Here is a 21,372-nt window from a genome sequence, read left to right on the forward strand (position 1 = left end):
TGTATTTTTGCTGTTTAATTGTGTAATCACACCCAAATTTATCTACAAATGAAAGATCTATCAGAAATATTAACAATTACCCGACAAGTGGGCTGGGGTGCTGCCAGCTTACTTAGTAGTTATTATCATGGTACTGGTGAAAAAGCCAATTTAGATGTCAAGTATAAGGACAATGAACCCGTTACAGTTGCAGACCTGGCTGTAAGTGAATATATCTTGTCACAATTACAAGCCGCTTTAGGTCATGAGGACTTTGGTTATATCAGCGAAGAAACTTATAAATCACAACAGGGAAAAAATCCCTCTGAGTGGGTATGGATTATTGACCCTTTAGATGGGACAAAGGACTTTATTAACAAAACTGGAGAATATGCAATTCATATTGCCCTAGTCCAAGGAACACAGACAATGTTAGCTGTGGTAGCAGTTCCAGAAACACAAAAGTTGTATTATGCCACTAGAGGCGGTGGAACTTTTATCGAAACTGCCAGCGGTTCTGTACCCGTGCGGCTGGACGCAACCAAAAATATTCAAGATCTAATTTTAGTTGTTAGTCGTTCCCATCGCAACAATAGGTTAGAATATCTGTTACAGCATCTACCCTATCAACATCAAAAGCCAATTGGTAGCGTCGGTTGCAAAATTGCAGCAATAGTTGAACAGCAAGCAGATGTTTACATTTCCCTTTCCGGTAAGTCCGCACCTAAAGACTGGGATATGGCAGCCCCCGAACTCATTCTCACGGAAGCAGGTGGCAAGTTTACCCATTTTGACTGCACGCCATTAAAATATAATACCGGCGACATTCATCAATGGGGAGAGTTACTGGCGAGTAATTATCAAAATCATGAGGTACTGTGTCAAGAAGCACAAAACATTCTCGCACGGTTTACTTCCACCTAATGCATTGTTGATTAACAATGCTAGAATTTTTCTTGGGAAATTTTGCTCATTATGGGTTAATATTCTCATGTAGTGCTATACTTGGGGAAATAAGGATTATTTTCGGTTGAGTAAGTCGGTTTAAGATTTTTTTAAATACGTCTCTCCGAATCTAACTCTCTACACTCTCTGATTTGGGAGACTCTATTCTATGACGATTTACGTTGGTAATTTGTCCTATCAGGTGACAGAGGATGACCTGAAACGGGCTTTTGCGGAGTACGGAACAGTTGGTCGTGTACAGCTACCTACAGACCGGGAAACTGGTCGTCCACGGGGTTTCGCCTTTGTGGACATGGAAAAAGAAACAGAAGAAGCTGCAGCCATTGAAGCACTTGACGGTGCTGAATGGATGGGTCGTGATTTAAAAGTCAACAAAGCTAAACCAAGGGAAGAAAGGAATCCTTCTCGTGGCGGTGGCGGCGGAGGTTGGGGTGGTAATCGCGGTGGCGGTGGAGATCGTGATCGCAGCGGTGGCGGTGGAGATCGTGATCGCAGCGGTGGTGGTGGTCGTCGCTATTAAGTCTGTTTAAAAAAATTAACATCTAGAGTATCCAGCAGATACAGCCCCAGGCTAGATGCTGCTGGAATGTTTTATTTTAGTTTGATTAATTAAAGAACCGTGGGACACACGGTCTTAAGGCTCAGTTAATGTCTTCAAAGAAGAGTCGCTGAGAAACCCACATTCATCATAAAGAGAGGATGTGGAGTATGTCACATCTAGCTATCAAGCATTTAATTTAGAATTAGGAGGAAAAGGAATGACACAAGTGGTCTTGGGCGAAAATGAAGGTATTGAGTCAGCATTGCGAAGATTTAAGCGAGAAGTTTCCAAGGCGGGAATTTTCCAAGATATGCGGAAAAAGCGTCACTTTGAAACACCTTTAGAAAAAGAAAAGCGTAAAGCTATAGCTAGACACAAGCAACGTCGTCAACAACGTTCTCGCTTCAAACGGTAAATTTTTAGGGGCTGCTTTATATTGCCCCTAAGTTGTTTTGTTTTGTCTGGAATTAACTGCTAGATTTCCGCTAATGCTCTTTCAATTAAGCGGCGGGCTAAGGTTTGAGTTCCTGTATGTTCATAGTAATTTGTAGCCACATCTAAAAACGCTGCTACATAGTCCAATTTATCATCAGCAAAGTCTATAAAACCTTTGCAATGTCCTAAGACACTTTGGGCTGTTAAAGCATTAGCGGTAACAATACCATTCATCCAACCCTTAACCGAGTCTACACTATTACCAATAAAGTCTATTTTCCCACCAATACCATTACCAGGAATTTTATCTTTGATGGTGCTAAAAGTTGAATTTTGTTGTAACTCTTGGGGGTTTATTTGACTGAGCATTGATAATGATTTATTAATAAAATCAGGTCCTAAGGGTATTAAACCATCTACACAAATTAACGCCACCATGCGAATCAGGGACTCTCCAGCATACTCACCCAAAGAAGCAACAAAATCGCCAATACTATCTCCAGGAATACCATTAATTTGACAAAAAGCCACTAATTCAGCAACTATTTTCAAAGTGAGATCAATAGTTTGGGCTTTGTCTGCTTTGGGAGTCACGGCGTTTAAAAAACCGAGAAAAGGAATTTTTTCCCCAACTTTATTAGCTAAAGCGGCTGCACCTAAAACCTTATCTGTACCGTCAACAGTTTGATACAGCCAGAGCGCGGTTTGATATCCTTGGGATTTGTCGTTAAATAGATAAATTGCTCTTTCACCAATTTGTTGAATTAAATCCTCGTCTGTTTCACCGGTAACAGTTTTAATGGTATTGACAAAACCAACCGTATTGTGCCATTCACCGGGAGCAACAAAATCCAAAGCATTTAATAGGGAAACTGTCAAATTATTGGTAGGAAGTTCATCAACTAATTGGTAAATTGGTTTATTCACAAAAATCTCCTTATTTTGTATTTGTGGTTTTGTATTCACGTCAATTGCTGGTTGGGAAATGGTCAAAAATTTTTTTAATTACCAATTACCAATCACTAGCCTAAACTAGATCACCGGGAACATTAGTTAACTACCTATTTCAAATTAGCTAAACCATCAAGATTAAACTTCTCTATCCATATTGCGCGATCATTAGCTGTGAATAATGGATCTTTAGAAATAACCTTTACTTGGTACTTATTCACCAAAACCGAAGTTTGAGTTTTTCCTAGTTGTACGGAGGGATAACCGCCTATTTTCTCAGTGCTGTTAGCAAATTTTGCTGCTGCTCCTGGTATACTGCTAGTATCAGAAATAGCCAATTGAGCAACTACTTTACCATCTTTTTTCAGGTTGGCCTCAGAAAAGCCTTTTTTTTCCTGAGTATAAACTCGATTATAACCATCACCACTACTAGGGAAGAATTGATTTAATTTACTACCCTGAGTCGCATCTTTAACTACAGCCTGTCCGCTTTTTTGTCGGGTACTTTCCTGTTGTACCTGATCAAAACGACTAGGCTCTTTTGGGGAACAAGCCGTAGTCAGCAAGACAAATGATAATAATACAGCAGCTAAAACTCTCCGTCCAAGATTTGTAAACATTTTGGCTTCTCCTTATTTTTAGCTGAGATGATGAATGCACAAGCCTAACAATGGCGATTATAAAGATATACCTACGGTACTCTAGGCGGACGCTACTACACAGAGAAAACCTGCGTGGGCAGGTTAAAAATCAGGGATAAAAGAGAGGGTAGAATTGGCGATTAATGGTAATTTTACTTAATTACCACCAATCACCCATCATTAGTCTAAAATAATCAAGCACTACCCGTGAAGGCAACTTCCGGAAATTTTAACTGCGCTTCTGCCATTGGGCGTTTTCTGCCTTCTTCTTGCCAGTAGTTAATTACCTCTGTGGCTTTGTTAAGCAACTCCACGCGGTCAACATCTGTAATCCAATGCTTGGATTCTAGCTCTTTTTTTAGCTCTTCCCAGGCATCATTTCTAGGCCAGAAAAAGTATTTGGTTAAGGGACTAGAACCTTTACCAACCACTTGGTCAACTGCGAGGGCGACGTTTTCGTCCAACCAGAGAATTTTTAAAATGAACTTGGTCAATTACACCTCCGGGGAATATCCGGGTTTTTAACTTGAGTTTGCGACCCCTTATTTTAACTCAATCTTTGACTGTTTGACTAATACTGATCAATCATATCTAAATTTTTTGTTGATCTTTTTCTTTTGGCAACACCAAAAAATCAATTATCTTTAGAACTTACGTAAAATACTTCCTAAACCCCTATTTTTCCGTCACCTCTGTGCTTCGAGTGCTTTCTTATTCCATGAATTCTGTGTAAGTCCCATGCAACCAACTGTAATATTAAGTAAGTCGGCACCATACAATCAATAGACCTTTTGCACAATTGTTTCCGTGGCACGATAGGAGGTTTTAGGTTTTATGTATTTTTGGTGTTCTTTGCGATCGCAAATTCAACCATAGCCGTGTAACTCTAACTTTTATCTAAAATTAACACAACCCTTAATCATAACATAAAATTAATTTTGCACTCTTGTCTAATATACATTTTTTTGTAAGAACCCTGAAATAACCTATTTATAAGGTATTTGTTGAATTTACATTTCTTTATATATGTTGATTGTTTAACGCCAACTTACTTAGTCGGACTTGAATAACAATTCAGCCCAAACAAAGCGTAAACTGGCTTATAACCCTATAAAAACCACCCACTGGCCAGATTTTCGACAGTTTTGATCTTTGGTAGCCTTGACCTTGAGAAACTTATTGTTGATGGATGTAATTACTAATGACCATAATAATTTTTGTAAAGATCATGATATTTATATATTAAAATATGAAACATTATAAAACAAGTGGCAAATTTGTATCTAAGTTCCAATATCCAAATTTTCAATGATGGTCTTGCAGCAAAGTTCAATTGTAATATCAAGGTTGGCTTTCAGAATATGGAAACATTAGAATTCATCATTTATCCAGACGGTCGAGTCCAAGAAAAAGTCACCGGTATTATCGGTGTCTCTTGTGCTGAAGTCACAGCAGCTATAGAAGCCCAGCTAGGAAGAGTGTTGAGTCATGAGCCAACTTCTGAGTTTTTTGCCACAAACAACACAGAAAATATTGTGACTAATACGCAAAAAGTCCACAGTCAATGGTAAATTATCCAACCAATTAATTTTTTTTGATTACAAACCACTATGTCACACTTTAGCCAAATCAAGACACAAATCCGCAATCTCGAATCCTTGCAAGATGCCCTTTCCGCCTTGGGAATAGACTGGAAACCTGGACCTAGTGAGGTACGCGGTTATCGTGGTCAAACTCAGTCCGCAGAAGTAACAATTGAGCAGGAAAATGGTTATGATATCGGTTTTAGATGGAATGGTCAAGAATACGAATTAGTTGCAGATTTACAATATTGGCAGCAAAATCTATCTGTAGATGGGTTTTTGCGTCAAGTTACCCAAGGTTATGCTTATCAAACGGTAGTTAAAGAAACTACTAAAGTAGGCTTCCAAGTAGCTGAACAACAAAAAAATGAAGATGGTTCTATCCGTCTAGTAGTACAACGCTGGAGTACGTAATGCTTGAGTTCCTGCCGTCACGAGAAGAACAAGAAGATCACCGTTCTGGCTTAGAACCAGAACTGGGGAGTTTTTGGCAAGATATTCCTGAACGTTCTGGGTTAGAACCAGAATTAGGCGGTGTGGTTCGGCAGAAAGGCGTTTATGTAGATGAAATTACTTGTATTGGCTGTAAACATTGCGCTCATGTTGCCCGTAATACTTTCTTCATTGAAGAAGATTATGGGCGATCGCGTGTAATTCGTCAAGATGCGGACACAGAAGAGATAATTCAAGAAGCAATAGATACCTGCCCTGTTGATTGTATCCACTGGGTTGACTATACTGAACTGAAAAATCTAGAAGCGGACAGAAAATATCAAGTAATTCCTATCGCTGGTTATCCAGTACAACATGGTGTAACCACGACAGAAAAACGCCGGAGGAAACAAAAGTTACAAAAATCCAGTTCTTAAATTACCCACAATTTCCGTAATTACGCCAAATAGCAGGAAAGTAGGTGTAATTCATCAATTACTCCTACTCCAAAATAGCTTTTATCCCTAGTTCACGTCGGTGATTAGTCAAATCTGGCCTAAGTAAGTTCTATTCTTCAAATATAAGAAACATAATAAAAAAATATAAAACATAATAAGTAAAACTTATGAATCCAAAAAAATCTTTTTTTTGGGTTGAAACCCATTGACTTTTTTCTCTGGAAGTGATATTTTTATAATGGGAATATATCCCTAAATAAAAATTTTACTTCCATCCGATTATTAACAATATGAACATATTACCACAGCTAACCCCGTCCTAACACCTTTCAGTCTGAAAGCGAATTTTAAAAAAATTATGAAATTCTAAAAACGAATAATTTAAACTTATCAATTATTGGAAAATATGCAGAAGAGAGGTTTAAGAGAGTAATGATACATTCTCAGTGCGGTTATAATACAGAAAGTTCAGCTTGAGTGAGGTACACTTTGGCAAGATGCCCTCACCACAAGAGTTTTATCATTAATATCTGTACTTCATAATATCGGAAACTGCTGTATTTCTAATCTCACTTGGTTACAGGGATTAGAAATTAAACGCAGATAAACGCAGATAGACGCGGATATGTACCTCCGTGGATTAGGAAATGCTGTCAATTACAGGTGTATTTTGGCTGAGAATGACAACAAAGCGGTTGCATAGGTCTGAAAATAAAAAAAGTTTTCTCTAAAGTTGCACACTTCTAGAAGCAAGAGAACTGTTTCTAGGGAAACAGTAAATTATTAGTTAAGGTAGTTAGAATTTATGGAAATCATGGAAATTATCGAAATCTCCCCCACTACATCTTAACTAGTGCTTAATCACCTGACGAGTTGATATTTACCATTCAATGCCGCTAGTTTTTGTATTCTATTAGACTGTAATCATTTCTTAGTTCTTACTTAACTAAAGGTTATCAATTGAATAATTGTATTGTTAAAAGTTATCTTGGGTATGCAATAGCGTGCCACTATCATACAGATGAATTGGATTAGTTTACTAAAAGCGCAACAAACTGACTTCTTAAACCGTGTCAAGAAACCGAAAACTGCGGATATTTCTCTTTTAGAAAGTCAACTTAGAGGTTATCACAGTGAAGTCATGGCATTTACGGGGGAGTCATTAACAAAGATTCTCGAATGTTCCCGTCAGCAAGCCGAAATTCTCGCCAAAAATCCGCCACCGATACCACCAGAATATCCTGAATATCCTGATTGGATAATTCCCTTTCCTACCTATTTTCAACGTCAAGCTGAGGATTATCTAGTTCGTGAACAAATTGTAGATCGGATGATGACAGAACGGTTAGGAAAATTGGTGAAAAAAGTGCCACAAGACACTTTAGAAAATATGGTTTTAGATGATGAGGGAAATTTAGATAGTCAAAGTAAATTTACTTATTTATTGACTCATAATCCAAAGGTGAGTATTCAAATTCATGTAGCAGATGGAGAAAGTTTTAACAGCATTAAAAAAGATAAAATCCGTTGGTCTGTTAGTCAAGAAGATATTAATAACCACCAGGTATTAATTTTTCTGTGTTTGTTTTATCCAGCAAATACACAATTAGGATACAAAAAACAAACTGTGATTACTGGTTTTTTACCCACAAATCAACTAGAATTTCCAGAATCAAAGACTTATTTAAATCCTAGTAGTTTGTTGTATGCAGGGGGATTAAATTGGTATTTACAATCTCTTGGTGAAAAACAAGATCATGTACCAATAACTGATGAGAAAACCGTAGTGGAGACAATTCAAACCTTACCATCAGATCATCCAAAAAAGAAAATTATTGGTGATTGGGAATACTGGCAAACATTGAAAGGACATACTAGAGGTATTAACTGTTTAGCCTATGCTATCAAAACTTTGGTAGTCAAAGAAGTCAGGTGTAAAAACGTCAAAACCATCCCAATTTTAGCTAGTGGTAGCAGGGGAGAAACAAAATTATGGGATTTAGCCAAAGGTGAATTAATTGAGACATTATCAGAATATCCTTGGGTGGTTTCTGACTTAGTAGATGAAGTTAATGCTTTGGCTTTTAGTACCGACGGGCAAACATTAGTGACTGTAGGTGCAGATTCCACGGTGAAAATTTGGCATACTGGGGCGTTAGACCTCATTGATATCCTGCATAAACATCGTGGAGATGTGCGTTGTGTGGCGTTTACACCCGATGGTAAGATGTTAGCAACAGGTGGCCATGATCGCAAGATATTATTTTGGAATTTGCGCGATCGCCAAGTTGAAAATACGCTATATTTGGATGATACAGCAGCGCATTCAATGGTATTAAGTCAAGATGGCAAAATTTTAATTACAGGTAGCTATCGCAAAATCAAAGTTTGGGAAACATCCTCAACAAAAAATCAGAAAAATTCCCAAGATACACAACCAATATATAACCTGATGGGTCATTCCCATATTGTTACTACTCTAGCCATGAGTGCTGATGCTAAATTTTTAGTCAGTGGTAGTCAAGATCAAACTATTCGAGTTTGGAATTTAGCCACTGGGGAATTAGTTCACACTCTCAAAGGACATCGAGATAGTGTGAATGCAGTTGCTTTAAGTCCTGACGAACAAATTATTGCTAGTGGTAGTGCTGATAAAACCATCAAATTGTGGCATTTAGAATCAGGGGAATTATTAGGGACATTTACAGGTCATAATAACACAGTGACAGCTTTATCCTTTACTGATTCTGGCGAAATGTTAGTCAGTGGAAGTTTGGACAAGACAATTAAAATTTGGCAGCGAAGTTAAGTAAACCGACCTTCTGCACCCTAAACTATCACATAAAGAAAATTGGTCATTTAGAGATTTGAGATTGGTGAACTGCTTACAGTAGTACTTCGCTTTCGCTATCTAAAATTTCCACACTTTTTGCATGAAATTTATCCTTTTAGGTATTCAAAAATCCGAAATGACCGATTATGAAACCTGGGGTGCGGAATGTGGAATCCGTAGACTCAGGGCTTTTCGCACTTTTTCGCCAAGCCCTACTTACTGAGCCGATACGGTAAATTCATGGTAAACCTACTTAGAGCCAAATTTAAGATTTGCTTGAAAGCTAACCAGATGAAAGTTGGGATAGTTGTACTGTAGCGACTAAATAGTCTCAATGGTTCTTGAATCAAACGATATAACCACTCACAACCTAAATGACGTATCCAATAGGGTGCTCTTTTATGACTTTCTGCAAAGACAGGAAATGCCCCCCCCAAACCAATCATCACAGCCTGAATTTTGTCCTTGTGTTGGTTCATCCATAACTCTTGTTTTGGACATCCTAGAGCGACTAAAACTATTCCTGCCCCACTATCATGAATCTTTTTGATTATAGCTTCATCCTCTGCGTGTGTGAGTGGACGAAATGGAAAAGGCTCCATGCCAGCAATTTTTACATTTGGAAAGACACGCTCTAACTTCCTTCTCATCTTCTCTAGAGTTACTATATCAGCACCTAAGAAAAAAAGATGAATGTTTCTTAGTGGAGTTAATTTACACAAAGATAAAAGAATATCCATACCAGCAACGCGGTTTTGAGCATTTATACCCATTAGTTTCAACATCCAAACCAGCGGCATTCCGTCAGGAGTCACAATATCCGCACTCTTTAAAACAGAGGAAAACTCTGGATGCCAATAAGCCTCTACAAGCATATGAGTATTGGATACGCAAATAACTTTGCTCACATTATTCATCGCCCATTCTAATATGATATTTATTTGTACCTCAAAAGGTAAAGCAGTAACAGGAGAGCCAATAATATCAATTTTGGCAGGCGTTGTTGAAACTTCAAATTTCAGAGATGAATTTAAGTATTGAACTTGATTTTTTGTAGTTAGCATCTTTTTATTTATATTGTTGAGTTGTAAAAATTCAAGGTTTTTCGGTACTTGTTATGCTAAACCGAGAAGAGAAGGGAACTCTTAACAGGGAACAGAAATCAAATCAAACTCCTATATATTATCGATCAATAGCAATCGCACCCAAAATAGGAGTAGAAGAGAAATTTAATTGCTCTAATGATTTGGCTAAAACAGAAAGGTTTGTTTTACCTACTCTTATAGCCAAAATACTTGCGTCTGTGTATTTACTCAGCAGATTAGTATCTGCAAAACCTAATAGATGCGATGTATCATATATGATTAAATCAAAATTTTGTTTAAATTGTTCTATCAGGCTTTGCATCTGAGGAGATGACAGTAAAATTGTGGGATTTGGGGGAATTTCTCCAGTAGTCAAGATAAACAAGTTATGCTCTAAAGATGATTTTCCTATATCTTTTGCAGTCGCTCTACTCAGATCATAATTTTTTTCTCCGATACTGCTACTGTTTGTGTGTATAACATTCTCAAAATTTAGTCCTTCAGAAATCAGATTGCTTAATCCTTTTGTATTGGGTAAGTCTAACATTTTATGGATACTAGGACAACGTAGATTTGCATCTACCAACAACACCCGTTTACCCATTGCTGCTGCTGTCTGAGCTAGATAAAAAGCAATTGTTGATTTACCATCTCCAGGAGCAGCAGAAATCACAGCTAGAGAACGGAGAGAACTATCACTATTTAAAAAGGAAATATTTGTATAAATAGAGCGGAAAGATTCCCAAAAGTTTGAGCTATGCTGTTTTCGATAAAGCTTACCATTCTTTTCAAACCTAATATGAGGAATATTCCCTAATATTGGCAATTTAATTTTATCTTTAACTTCCTCAAGGTCATAAAAGACGTTGTTGAGCTTATCTATAATCAAAGCAAATCCTGTGCTTAATAATAACCCCAAAATTGTTCCTAAAATTAAATTTTGTGTGGTACTTGGTGCAATATTTTTAGGCTGACTAGGAGGAGTAAGTATCTGCCAAGGTATCTGCTTTTGAGCTGAGTCTATGCGTAATCTTTCCCGTTCGGTTAAAAAGTGATTAAGATTATCAACAGAAATTTTTAATTGTCGTTCTAAATCATCTTTCTGACGAATAATAAAGGGAAAGTATTTAATTTGTTGCCCCACAGAACTTTCAGCTTGATTAAGAGATTGAATTTCTGTTTTTAATACCTCAATTTGTTTATTTATCTCAAGAAATTTTTGAATTTCTCGCAGACGAGCCGAATTTGGTGTAACTGAATCTAAGGAATTCATTTTTGTGTTTGACAACGTTATTCCCAAAAGTCGCCGTTTTTGTCTGCCTACTAAATCCAGTAAATTTTGTTTTTGAATCAGCAGAGTTTGAATATTTGGACTATTTTCTGTATATTCAGATGATTTTATAGCAATTGCAGTTTCTCTATCTTGGAGTTGGCTTAATAGCTTCTGGTAATCAGGAGACTCACTCAATATAGAAATAGCCTCTGCTTCATCAGTTTCCAGTCTCAACTGTTTTTGCAGACTAGTATAGAGTGTTTCAGTTCTAGCTAATTGCATTTCTGTACTTAGCCGTTTCTGTACAATTTGGTTAAATTGACTAGCAAGTTCCTGTCCTTGAACTTCAGCATTAATCAGTCCATATTTTTGACGAAAAAGTTGTAGTTTTGACTGAAGATTTTCCACTCTTCTTAGTAGTTGTGGCAATTGTTTTTCAACAAATTTAATTCCCAGTTTAGTTTCTGTTTGGCGTTCATCTAAACTGTATTTTAAGTATGATTCAGATACTTGATTTAATACAAACAAAACTTTCTTAGGATTGGGATCTTGATAAGTAACTTCTAAAATTTGAGTATTAGGTAGGATTTTGATATTAAGTTCCGGTGCGCTGCTACCTGGGTAATACATCTGGACTTTTTGGGTGATAGGATATATCAATTTAGGACTTTGTAAAATATTCAACTTAGTTTCATCTATTTTATTAGAATCACTTCTGTTATACCTGTCATCTTGGGCTACTTTATCTTCAGCTGTTATCGGTTCAGTTAAAAGTCTAAATTGAGAGACATAAATTGGAGGTTTATTCAAAGCTAATCCCACACTAGCAAATGCAAAAGCGGTTGTTCCGATGGCAATTATAATGATTCTGCGACGAATAACCGCCAATAATTTGCCTAAGTTTAATCCACCTTCATTACCCTCTTCTGACTGAACTGTATAAACAAAAGGAGTAGATTGAGCCTCTTGTGTATTTATTTGAGATAAATTCTGTAAAGCATAGGGATTTTTTATCATCTCAAACCTTATATAGTTTCTAATTGATTTTCAACTCGATATTTCAATCAATTAAATATAAAACTTGTAGAGTCAAGTAATTGGTAAGGTAACACTGTTTCATGAGTTGTAGTGGACAAATTGGCATAATCTCTATAAGCTCTTAATTTGGAAAACATATTAGTTGTCACTTTGTCAACAGACAAGCAATATGTTTTCTTAATATTTATAATTTAACTGTAGTCATTATAGTTTTATTCAAAACCTGTAAAGATTATTTAAAGTTAACAAAAAAACGTAAATTAGCTATTGACTTTTATATTGAACTATCATTTAATTGTTTTCAATCCAGTATTTATAATTTCAGATACATCACTTGATTGGCATGGATTTTTCCAAAGGTGAGAGATTGAATCATCGAATATATATACTCAAGTATCAAAAAGTATACTTTTCTGATTCCTCATGGATTTTAATTATCAAAGGTAGACAAAAATGGCGATAGATGACAATGTTAGGTTAGGTCAAGACGTAATCATTTTTCATCCTCACCTTGTCAACCTTTACGGTTGTGAAATTGGCGATGAAACTAAGATTGGTAGCTTTGTGGAAATTCAGAAAAATGTCATAGTTGGATCTAAATGTAAAGTTTCATCACACAGTTTTATTTGTGAGGGCGTGATTATCGAGGATGAAGTATTTATTGGTCACGGAGTTATGTTCACCAATGACCTTTACCCTCGTGCAACTAATCAAGACAGTAGCCTAAAAAACGAAACTGATTGGTCTGTAATTAAGACTTATGTAAAACGCCGTGCCTCTATTGGTAGTAATGCCACAATCTTACCAGGAGTTACAATTGGTGAAAATGCCATAGTTGGGGCTGGAGCAGTTGTAACCCGTGATATTCCCGATTATACAATTGTCGTGGGAGTACCAGCAAAGATCATCGGTAATCTTCCTAAACTGGGCGGCTTTGCCCATAGTAACTTATTAACGAAATCAGATAATATTTCAGTTTTTAAAGCTATTAGAACCGAGTTTTAAAACAATATCTTTACCAAATTGAGATCCTAAATAACTTTTGCCAATTTGTCTACCATAAATCATGCAACCATGTTACTTTACAACATATCAAAAAAATTTCCTTAAATTTAGCGAAGGTATTGTTAACAAGATTGCTTGTAATCATCACTAGAAATTGTCATTCTGCTTATTTTGAAAAAATCAAGTTTTGTAAAACTTACTATTTATACGTGGAGATTCCATGACAAATACTCATGCTCACTCGCGGTTGGCTTTTGATCCAAATATTTACAATACCTCCATCAATCAGCAAAGTCAGGCAATTAATACAATCAAAATTGGCGTTATCGGTTATGGCTATTGGGGTCCAAATTTAGTCCGCAGCTTTGCTGATTTGCCAGGAGCAGAAGTCATAGCAGTTAGTGATTTTCAAGTAGATAGACTGGCTAAGGTGCAATCTCGATACCCAGCCATCAAGTTAACCACAAATAGCCAAGACCTGTTTGCAGATCCAAAGATTGATGCGATCGCCATTGCTACACCAGTTTCTACTCATTACGATTTAGCCTTAGCAGCTTTGCAAGCCGGTAAGCACGTATTAGTAGAAAAACCAATGACTGTTTCCTCCCAACAGGCAATCAGACTGATAGATGAGGCTCAAAAGCGTAATTTAGTCTTGATGGTAGATCACACCTTTGTGTATACAGGTGCTGTGCGGAAGATGCGGGAACTGGTAGCGACAAATGCCATAGGCGATGTCTATTACTATGATTCTGTCCGTGTCAACTTAGGACTATTCCAGCACGATGTCAATGTGATCTGGGATTTGGCAGTTCATGACCTTTCCATTATGGATTATGTATTGCTATCAAAGCCTTATGCGGTATCCGCTACAGGGATGAGTCACATTTCTAGCGAACCAGAAAACATTGCCTACTTAACCTTATTTTTTGAGAATAACTTAATTGCCCATATTCATGTCAATTGGCTCGCACCAGTAAAAGTACGGCGGACAATACTGGGTGGTAGTCAAAAAATGGTCTGTTATGACGATTTAGAACCGAGTGAAAAGATTAAGGTGTACGACAAGGGAATTACAGTGAATGACAGTCCTGAGAACGTTTATCAAATGCTGGTCGGTTATCGCACAGGTGATATGTGGTCTCCCAAGTTGGATATGACAGAAGCATTGCAAACAGAGGCATTACATTTTATTGATTGTATTCGACAAGGTAATCCCCCAATTACAGATGGAGCAGCAGGACTGCGAGTAGTGGAAATTTTAGAAGCTGCTACCCAATCTATTAAACAGCAGGGACGATTAATTGAACTAAACTTAGCAGAGGTAGCAGGATGATTCCATTTATAGACCTAAAATCACAGTATTTGAGTATTAAAGACGAAATCCACACCGCTATCTCTCAAGTCCTGGAAAGTACACAATTCATCTTAGGTAATGAGGTAGCAGCATTAGAACGGGAGTTCGCTAACTACTGTAGCGCCGATTATGGCATTGCTGTAAATACAGGTACTAGTGCTTTGCATCTAGCACTTCTAGCAGCGGGTATTGGTCCTGGTGACGAAGTAATTACCACACCTTTCACTTTTGTAGCTACCGTAGCCGCCATTGACTATACCGGAGCTAAGGCTGTTTTTGTAGATATTGACCCTGTTTCCCTGACTATAGATGTCACCAAAATTGAAGCAGCCATCACCGAACGCACTAAAGCAATTTTGCCAGTACATTTGTATGGTCAACCAGCAGACATGGACACAATTTTAGACATTGCTCGCCGTTATGGTCTGACTGTCATTGAAGATGCCGCCCAGGCACACAGGGCGGAGTATAAGGGGCAACGAGTTGGTAGTATTGGCGACTTAGGTTGTTTTAGCTTTTATCCAGGAAAGAACTTGGGAGCGTATGGTGAGGGCGGAATGGTAGTCACCAATAACCCCAAATACGCCCTCACTATGGAAACGTTGCGTGACTGGGGACAAGAACGCAAGTATCATCATGTCCTCAAGGGTTATAACTATCGCATGGATGGCTTGCAAGGAGCAATCTTGCGGGTTAAATTACGCCATTTAGATGATTGGACCCAGGCTAGGAGAGCGATCGCTGCCCAGTATGATAAACTACTAGCAAAGGCAGACGTCATCACTCCTACTGTTATGCCATACAGCCATCACGTTTATCATATTTATGCCGTGCGTTCAAGGTCACGAGATCCCCTACAACAGCAGCTAAATGATCAGGGTATCCAAACAGGCATTCACTACCCGATTCCTGTGCATTTGCAACCAGCTTATGCAGATTTAGGATATAAAGCAGGTGATTTTCCCCACTCAGAACTAGCAGCGAAGGAAGTGCTTTCACTGCCTATGTATGCAGAACTGACACCAACACAAATTCACGTTGTTAGCGAAAATTTGCAAAACATTCTTCAGGGAGTCAAAAATTAATGAACGATACCCGTCCTGGTTTTAATCCCCATCGTCTCATTACCCTAATACAACAGTCAATTCACCGTTGTCAACTGCAACTTGACAATCTGACTGTACTGACAGAAGCAGCAACAGGAGCTTATGTTGTTACCCCCGTAATAGCTGCAATGGCAGGAGCGAAAAAAGTGTTTGCTCTGACCCAAGGTAGCCGCTATGGCACTATAGAGGAAGTGAAAGCCCAGACAGAACAACTTGCGGAAATCGGGGGCGTAAGTGATAAAATCGAATTTATCACACATAAATTACCAGATATTTTAGCTCAAAGCGACATTATCACCAATAGTGGCCATGTTCGTCCTATTGATGCAGAGATGATTGCCGAGATGCAGCCAACAACAGTTATTGGATTAATGTATGAGGCATGGGAGTTTAGATCAGAGGATATAGACCTCATTAGCTGTCGCTTGCGAGGAATTCAGGTAGCAGGTGTCAATGAACGACATCCGAGTGTAGACGTATTTTCCTTTTTAGGGATCATGGCCATCAAGCTTTTACTGAATGCTGGGATTGCCGTCTACACAAGTAATATTTTGTTGTTATGTGATAATCCTTTTAGTTCATTTATTGAACGTGGACTAGTTAGTGTTGGTGCTAATGTAGACACAGTTGATAGTCTGAAAGTAGCGCCCATACACAGAAAATATGATGTGATCTTAGTGGCTTTGCAACCCCAGACTCACCCAGTTTTATCTGCGATGGATGCAGACAATATCGCTAAATACTGGCCAGGTGCTGTGGTAGCTCAGTATTGGGGAGACATAGATAGGTCTGCCTTTTTATCCCAGAATGTTCTAGTGTGTCCAGAAGTAGAACCGAAACCGCAACACATGGGTATCCTCCCTTCTGCTGTGGGGCCAGAACCAATTATCCGTCTGCAAGTAGGTGGACTCAAAGCAGCGGAAGTGATTTGGCAGCAACAATTTTCACAGAGTCATAACCAGTCATTGATGGAATTTGTGCAACTGCTGTAAAGGAAGGTGATAAATGGTTAATGTTCTGCTAATTGGTATAGGTACGACCACATTTAGTGCGTTGGAGTCTTTAATATCCAAGTGCAATGTGCAAGGTTTAGTCAGAAATATAGAGACTGAATCTGCTGTGGATGATCCTGTTATTACTTTTGCTCAAGAAAAGGGTATTCCCATCTTTTCTAAGATATCCCAGTCAGAAATTAAATCTTTACTCTTAAAATTTCAACCAGACTGTGTGGTGATTTCTTCCTATAACCAAATTCTGCCACCAGCAATAATAGAACTGTCTACATTTCTCAATGTTCATTATTCTCCATTGCCTAATTATCGCGGTCGTGCTAATGTTAATTGGGCGATAATTAATAATGAATCTTGTGCAGCGATAACCATTCATAAAATATCGCCAGAACTGGATGAAGGAAACATTTTATTTCAACAACTAATTCCCATTCATTCTGATCATACTGTTGCTGATATATATGACCGATTGAATACAATTCAACGGCAATTTTTGGCAGAGACAGTTATTAAAGTATTCAATGGATATCAAGGAATAAAGCAAAATAGTGTTGAAGCTACTTATTGTTGTACTCGCCTTCCCGAAGATGGTGAGATTAATTGGTCAGATTCAACTAGAAGTATAGATTGTTTAATTCGGGCATTAGTTTCTCCTTTTCCGGGTGCGTACACTTATTTTCAACAAAAGAAACTACTCATTTGGCAAGCTCAAATTCTTAATAATCCACCTGTTTATGTAGGGCGTATCCCTGGTAGGGTCATCGGTAGATCAAAGACAGCAGGTTATGTTGATGTGCTGACAGGTGATGGTGTACTGAGACTATTTAAAGTGCAATTTGTTGGACAAGAAATAACAGCAGCGGCCAATATTATTAAATCTACTAAAAGCACTTTAGGAGTACGAATCTCTGATTTATTAATTCGTATTCAAAGTCTAGAAACCGAAACTACAAAACTCAAAGAAAATGCAAAATAAACGAATTTTAATTACAGGTGGTGCAGGTTTAGTTGGTTCTCATATTGCCGATTTACTGGTAAAAGAGGAAGTAGCAGAAGTTATTGTCCTCGATAACTTTACCCGCGGCTGTCGTGATAACTTAGCTTGGACACAAGCCAATGGTCCGTTAGTGATTGTTGAGGGAGATATCCGCGATCGCCAACTCCTGGCTGATATCATGCAAGGTGTGGATATGGTATTTCATCAAGCTGCTATTCGGATTACCCAATGTGCCGAAGAACCTCGTCTAGCATTGGAAGTTCTCGCAGATGGCACTTTTAATGTTCTCGAAGCAGCAGTCAAAGCTGGGGTGAAAAAGGTAGTTGCAGCCTCATCAGCCTCAATATATGGCATGGCAGAGAATTTCCCGACAACTGAATCTGATCATCCCTACAATAACCGCACCATCTACGGTGCTGCGAAAACCTTTAATGAAGGTTTATACCGTAGCTTCTATGAAATGTATGGACTGAATTATGTAGGATTACGCTACTTCAATGTTTATGGACCTCGCATGGATATTTACGGTGTTTACACTGAGGTATTGATTCGCTGGATGGAGCGAATTATTGCCGGACAGCCACCCCTAATTTTTGGCAATGGTGAGCAAACAATGGATTTTATCTATATTGAAGACATCGCTAGAGCTAATATTTTGGCGGCTAAAGCTGGGATCACAGATCAGGTTTTCAATATTGCTAGTGGTGTAGAAACTAGCTTAAATGATTTAGCCCATAGTTTACTAAAAGTGATGGGTTCTGATCTCCAACCAGAATATAAACCAGAACGTAAAGTTAACGCCGTGCAACGCCGAGTGGCAGATGTGAGGAAAGCCAAACAGTTATTGAAATTTGAGGCACAGGTATCTTTAGAAGAAGGGTTATCTCGCTTGGTTACTTGGTGGCACAAACAAAAACTGACAAAGGAAACAAGCCATGTCTAAAAAAATGCAAAATATCCCCATTGCTAAACCTTGGATTGGCGAACCAGAAGCCGAAGCAGCCAGACGTGCTATCATGTCCGGTTGGGTGACTCAAGGACCAGAAGTTGCCGGATTTGAACAGGAATTTGCGGCTTATGTAGGAGCAAAATATGCTTGTGCTGTTTCTAATTGCACCACAGCCTTGCACTTAGCACTGTTAGCCGTGGGTGTACAGCCAGAAGATGAGGTGATTACTGTCAGTCACTCTTATATTGCTACTGCTAATAGTATTCGTTATTGTGGCGCGATTCCAGTTTTTGTGGATATTGAACCGCAGACATACAATATCAACCCAGTTTTAATTGAGGATGCAATTAGCGATCGCACTCGCGCTATTCTTATAGTCCACCAAATGGGAATGCCTTGCGACCTCAAAGCTATTTTAGTGATAGCGAAGCGCTATAACTTACCACTGATTGAAGATGCAGCTTGTGCCATTGGTAGCGAGATTCTCTGGGATGGACAATGGGAGAAAATCGGTAAACCCCACGGAGATATTGCTTGCTTTTCCTTTCACCCTCGCAAAGTAATTACCACAGGTGACGGGGGGATGATTACCACTAATAATCCTGACTGGGATCAACAATTTCGGCTTTGGCGACAACATGGGATGAGTGTCCCTGATACTGTCCGTCACGGCGCAAAACAGGTGATTTTCGAGTCCTATCCCATGTTGGGTTACAACTACCGCATGACTGATATTCAGGCAGCAGTCGGACGGGAACAACTCAAACGCCTACCGGAAATTCTGGAACGCCGTCGTTATTTAGCACAACGATATCATCATCAGTTGGCAGATATACCAGGATTAAAATTACCAACAGAGCCAACCTGGGCAAAGAGTAACTGGCAAAGTTACTGCATCCGCTTATCTCCACAGTATGATCAACGACAACTGATGCAAGCAATGCTAGATGCTGGAATTGGCACGCGACGCGGAATTATGTGCGCTCATCGTGAACCTGCCTATGAACATGAAGCTTGGTCTTGTGGAGTAGCAAGAGCAAATTGCGACTGTTCCGAACAACATTGCGATCTCTTAACTGAAAGTGAACAAGTACAGGATCACGCTATTCTATTGCCCTTATTTCATCAAATGACCGAGCAAGAGCAAGATGCTGTGGTCAACGAGCTAAAAGCCGCTTGTCAAATGCAGATATAGAAATTAAAAGTCGGTATTACTGAATTGGACTTTTCAACTTTAATTCTTTGCGACTTTGCGACTTTGCGTGAGCCATATTCATACTCTTAATCAGCAATGCCTTCAACCTTGTACATATACGTACATAGGAAATAGATAAAACAAATGTTGTTTACAGAAACTGAATCGCCATCTCCATTAAATTCCAACTTAATCACAGAATATCGAGACCCCTTAAAAGAATCAACAGTAACAAACATTGCATTTTTTGATTCAAGAGTTTCTGATGCCATGACTCTCATGGCAGACCTGCAAGCAGATGTCAAGGTTCTTCTCGATCCGACGCGAGACGGTATTGCTCAAATTACCGAAACCTTGGGACATTATCAAAATTTGACAGGTATTGATATTATCTCCCATGGAAATGTCGCTCAAGTACAATTGGGCAACAGTTTTCTGAGTGCAAACTCTCTCCAGCAATACACCCACGAACTAAAACAGTGGGAAGCATCCCTGACTCCAGATGCGGATATTCTGTTTTACGGTTGTAATATTGCGGCAGGAGACTTGGGACAAGCCTTCGTCAAAGAGATCAGTACCTTGACAGGAGGCGATATTGCGGCTTCTACAGATTTAACGGGTAATTCTGCCTTGGGCGGCAACTGGACTCTGGAGTATGCTACAGGCACTATTGAGACTCAGACACCCTTTACAGATTCCCAGATCAACTCCTACAAGGGGTTATTGGCAAGTGTTTTTACCACGCAAACACCAGCACAATTTAAGACAGATGGAACTGGCAGTGCCGGAGATTATGAGTTGGGGATGGAATTCCGCAGTGGGAAATCTGGACAGATTTCAGCTATTCGCTACTACAAAGCTCCCAGTGAAACAGGTACCCATATTGGTAGAATTTGGTCTTCTACAGGCACCCTGCTGGCAAGCGTAACATTTACCAATGAAACTGCTTCGGGTTGGCAACAGCAAACATTGGCAACTCCATTGAATATTCAAGCCAATACGACTTATGTTGTTTCAGTTAATAGCAACACCTTTTACGCCTTTACCAGCAATGGATTGGGGACTACCCTTACGAATGGCGACCTGAGCGCAGTAGCCGATGGCAGTAATGGGGTGTATGACTTTACCCCAGGTAGTTTTCCTGCCCAATCCTATCAAAATTCCAACTATTTTCGGGATATTGTCTTTGCTCCCACTGCCCCAAATCCCAATAACAAACCTGGTACAGTCAGCATCAGTGGCACGGCAAGGCAAAACCAAACCCTGACAGCAAATGTTGCCGATGCTGATGGATTAACGGGTGTAACCATTAACTATCAGTGGCAACAGAGCAGCAACGGTACTACCTGGACAAATATTACCGGAGCTACTAGCCAAAGACTGACTCTGGCTCAAGCACAGGTGAATCAGCAAGTACGAGTCAGGGCTACTTACACTGATGCTCTCGGCAGCAGTGAAAATCCCATCAGTACAGCTACTACTAACGTTGCTAACATCAATGACGTAAGTATCGTTTCTGTTAGCGGTTTAACATCACA

Annotated in this window: 20 protein-coding genes; 15 read left to right on the forward strand and 5 right to left on the reverse strand. The window is 38.9% G+C overall.

Annotated elements, in window-relative coordinates; genetic code table 11:
- Window positions 1-48: 48 nt before the first annotated feature.
- The 3 genes from H6G25_RS07370 to rpsU all read left to right on the forward strand — a co-directional run bounded on the left by H6G25_RS07370 (window position 49) and on the right by rpsU (window position 1,901).
- Window positions 49-903, forward strand: a complete 855-nt coding sequence (locus H6G25_RS07370) for an inositol monophosphatase family protein (RefSeq protein WP_190391913.1) — start codon at window positions 49-51, stop codon at window positions 901-903.
- A gap of 190 nt (window positions 904-1,093) precedes the next feature.
- A complete protein-coding gene (locus tag H6G25_RS07375; protein ID WP_190391914.1) occupies window positions 1,094-1,465 on the forward strand; it encodes an RNA-binding protein in 372 nt (123 codons plus the stop codon).
- Window positions 1,466-1,703: 238 nt separating this feature from the next.
- Complete coding sequence (gene rpsU, locus H6G25_RS07380) at window positions 1,704-1,901, forward strand: 30S ribosomal protein S21 (RefSeq protein WP_015078697.1); 198 nt, start codon at window positions 1,704-1,706, stop codon at window positions 1,899-1,901.
- Window positions 1,902-1,960: 59 nt separating this feature from the next.
- Here rpsU and H6G25_RS07385 read toward each other — a convergent pair whose 3' ends face one another.
- The 3 genes from H6G25_RS07385 to H6G25_RS07395 form a co-directional block, all read right to left on the reverse strand.
- Complete coding sequence (locus H6G25_RS07385) at window positions 1,961-2,848, reverse strand: hypothetical protein (RefSeq protein WP_190391915.1); 888 nt, start codon at window positions 2,846-2,848, stop codon at window positions 1,961-1,963.
- 134 nt (window positions 2,849-2,982) lie between these two features.
- Entirely contained in the window at window positions 2,983-3,492 is a 510-nt protein-coding gene (locus tag H6G25_RS07390; RefSeq protein WP_190391916.1) for a hypothetical protein, read from the reverse strand.
- A 215-nt stretch (window positions 3,493-3,707) separates the two neighbouring features.
- Window positions 3,708-4,007 carry a 30S ribosomal protein PSRP-3 gene (locus tag H6G25_RS07395; protein WP_015079494.1) on the reverse strand — a complete coding sequence of 100 codons (300 nt, stop codon included), beginning with the start codon at window positions 4,005-4,007 and terminating at the stop codon, window positions 3,708-3,710.
- A gap of 867 nt (window positions 4,008-4,874) precedes the next feature.
- Between H6G25_RS07395 and H6G25_RS07400 the strand changes: the two genes are divergently transcribed.
- The 4 genes from H6G25_RS07400 to H6G25_RS07415 all read left to right on the forward strand — a co-directional run bounded on the left by H6G25_RS07400 (window position 4,875) and on the right by H6G25_RS07415 (window position 8,795).
- Window positions 4,875-5,084 (forward strand): DUF2997 domain-containing protein, encoded by a 210-nt coding sequence (locus tag H6G25_RS07400; protein ID WP_190391917.1) that lies wholly within the window; start codon window positions 4,875-4,877, stop codon window positions 5,082-5,084.
- A gap of 39 nt (window positions 5,085-5,123) precedes the next feature.
- Window positions 5,124-5,510, forward strand: coding sequence for a DUF1257 domain-containing protein (locus H6G25_RS07405; RefSeq protein ID WP_028085003.1), 387 nt, complete (start codon window positions 5,124-5,126; stop codon window positions 5,508-5,510).
- Window positions 5,510-5,965 carry a ferredoxin gene (locus tag H6G25_RS07410; RefSeq protein ID WP_190391918.1) on the forward strand — a complete coding sequence of 152 codons (456 nt, stop codon included), beginning with the start codon at window positions 5,510-5,512 and terminating at the stop codon, window positions 5,963-5,965. Before H6G25_RS07405 ends, H6G25_RS07410 begins: the two co-directional genes overlap by 1 nt.
- A 1,042-nt stretch (window positions 5,966-7,007) precedes the next feature.
- Window positions 7,008-8,795 (forward strand): WD40 repeat domain-containing protein, encoded by a 1,788-nt coding sequence (locus H6G25_RS07415; RefSeq protein WP_190391919.1) that lies wholly within the window; start codon window positions 7,008-7,010, stop codon window positions 8,793-8,795.
- Between the two features lie 236 nt (window positions 8,796-9,031).
- Here the strand turns inward: H6G25_RS07415 and H6G25_RS07420 are convergent, their stop codons facing one another.
- Together H6G25_RS07420 and H6G25_RS07425 are read right to left on the reverse strand one after the other, a co-directional pair.
- The gene (locus H6G25_RS07420; protein WP_190391920.1) at window positions 9,032-9,883 is read right to left on the reverse strand and encodes a WecB/TagA/CpsF family glycosyltransferase; all 852 of its coding nucleotides are present in this window, start codon (window positions 9,881-9,883) and stop codon (window positions 9,032-9,034) included.
- Between the two features lie 118 nt (window positions 9,884-10,001).
- Window positions 10,002-12,194 (reverse strand): tyrosine-protein kinase family protein, encoded by a 2,193-nt coding sequence (locus tag H6G25_RS07425; RefSeq protein WP_190391921.1) that lies wholly within the window; start codon window positions 12,192-12,194, stop codon window positions 10,002-10,004.
- Between the two features lie 474 nt (window positions 12,195-12,668).
- Here H6G25_RS07425 and H6G25_RS07430 point away from each other — a divergent pair, with 474 nt between their 5' ends.
- The 8 genes from H6G25_RS07430 to H6G25_RS07465 form a co-directional block, all read left to right on the forward strand.
- Entirely contained in the window at window positions 12,669-13,220 is a 552-nt protein-coding gene (locus H6G25_RS07430) for an acyltransferase (RefSeq protein WP_190391922.1), read from the forward strand.
- Between the two features lie 220 nt (window positions 13,221-13,440).
- Window positions 13,441-14,556, forward strand: coding sequence for a Gfo/Idh/MocA family oxidoreductase (locus H6G25_RS07435; protein ID WP_190391923.1), 1,116 nt, complete (start codon window positions 13,441-13,443; stop codon window positions 14,554-14,556).
- Window positions 14,553-15,662 (forward strand): DegT/DnrJ/EryC1/StrS family aminotransferase, encoded by a 1,110-nt coding sequence (locus tag H6G25_RS07440; RefSeq protein WP_190391924.1) that lies wholly within the window; start codon window positions 14,553-14,555, stop codon window positions 15,660-15,662. Before H6G25_RS07435 ends, H6G25_RS07440 begins: the two co-directional genes overlap by 4 nt.
- Window positions 15,662-16,675: a hypothetical protein gene (locus H6G25_RS07445; RefSeq protein ID WP_190391925.1), complete on the forward strand. Its 1,014-nt coding sequence runs from the start codon at window positions 15,662-15,664 to the stop codon at window positions 16,673-16,675. Before H6G25_RS07440 ends, H6G25_RS07445 begins: the two co-directional genes overlap by 1 nt.
- A gap of 13 nt (window positions 16,676-16,688) precedes the next feature.
- A complete protein-coding gene (locus tag H6G25_RS07450) occupies window positions 16,689-17,669 on the forward strand; it encodes a methionyl-tRNA formyltransferase (protein ID WP_190391926.1) in 981 nt (326 codons plus the stop codon).
- Entirely contained in the window at window positions 17,659-18,633 is a 975-nt protein-coding gene (locus tag H6G25_RS07455) for an SDR family NAD(P)-dependent oxidoreductase (RefSeq protein ID WP_190391927.1), read from the forward strand. The genes H6G25_RS07450 and H6G25_RS07455 overlap by 11 nt, the downstream gene beginning before the upstream one ends.
- Window positions 18,626-19,834, forward strand: coding sequence for a DegT/DnrJ/EryC1/StrS family aminotransferase (locus tag H6G25_RS07460; RefSeq protein ID WP_190391928.1), 1,209 nt, complete (start codon window positions 18,626-18,628; stop codon window positions 19,832-19,834). The genes H6G25_RS07455 and H6G25_RS07460 overlap by 8 nt, the downstream gene beginning before the upstream one ends.
- 144 nt (window positions 19,835-19,978) lie before the next feature.
- Window positions 19,979-21,372: DUF4347 domain-containing protein (locus H6G25_RS07465; protein ID WP_190391929.1), on the forward strand; the 1,394-nt coding region annotated here is incomplete at its 3' end.

The organism is Dolichospermum sp. FACHB-1091 (genome assembly GCF_014697585.1).
Lineage (GTDB): Bacteria > Cyanobacteriota > Cyanobacteriia > Cyanobacteriales > Nostocaceae > Dolichospermum.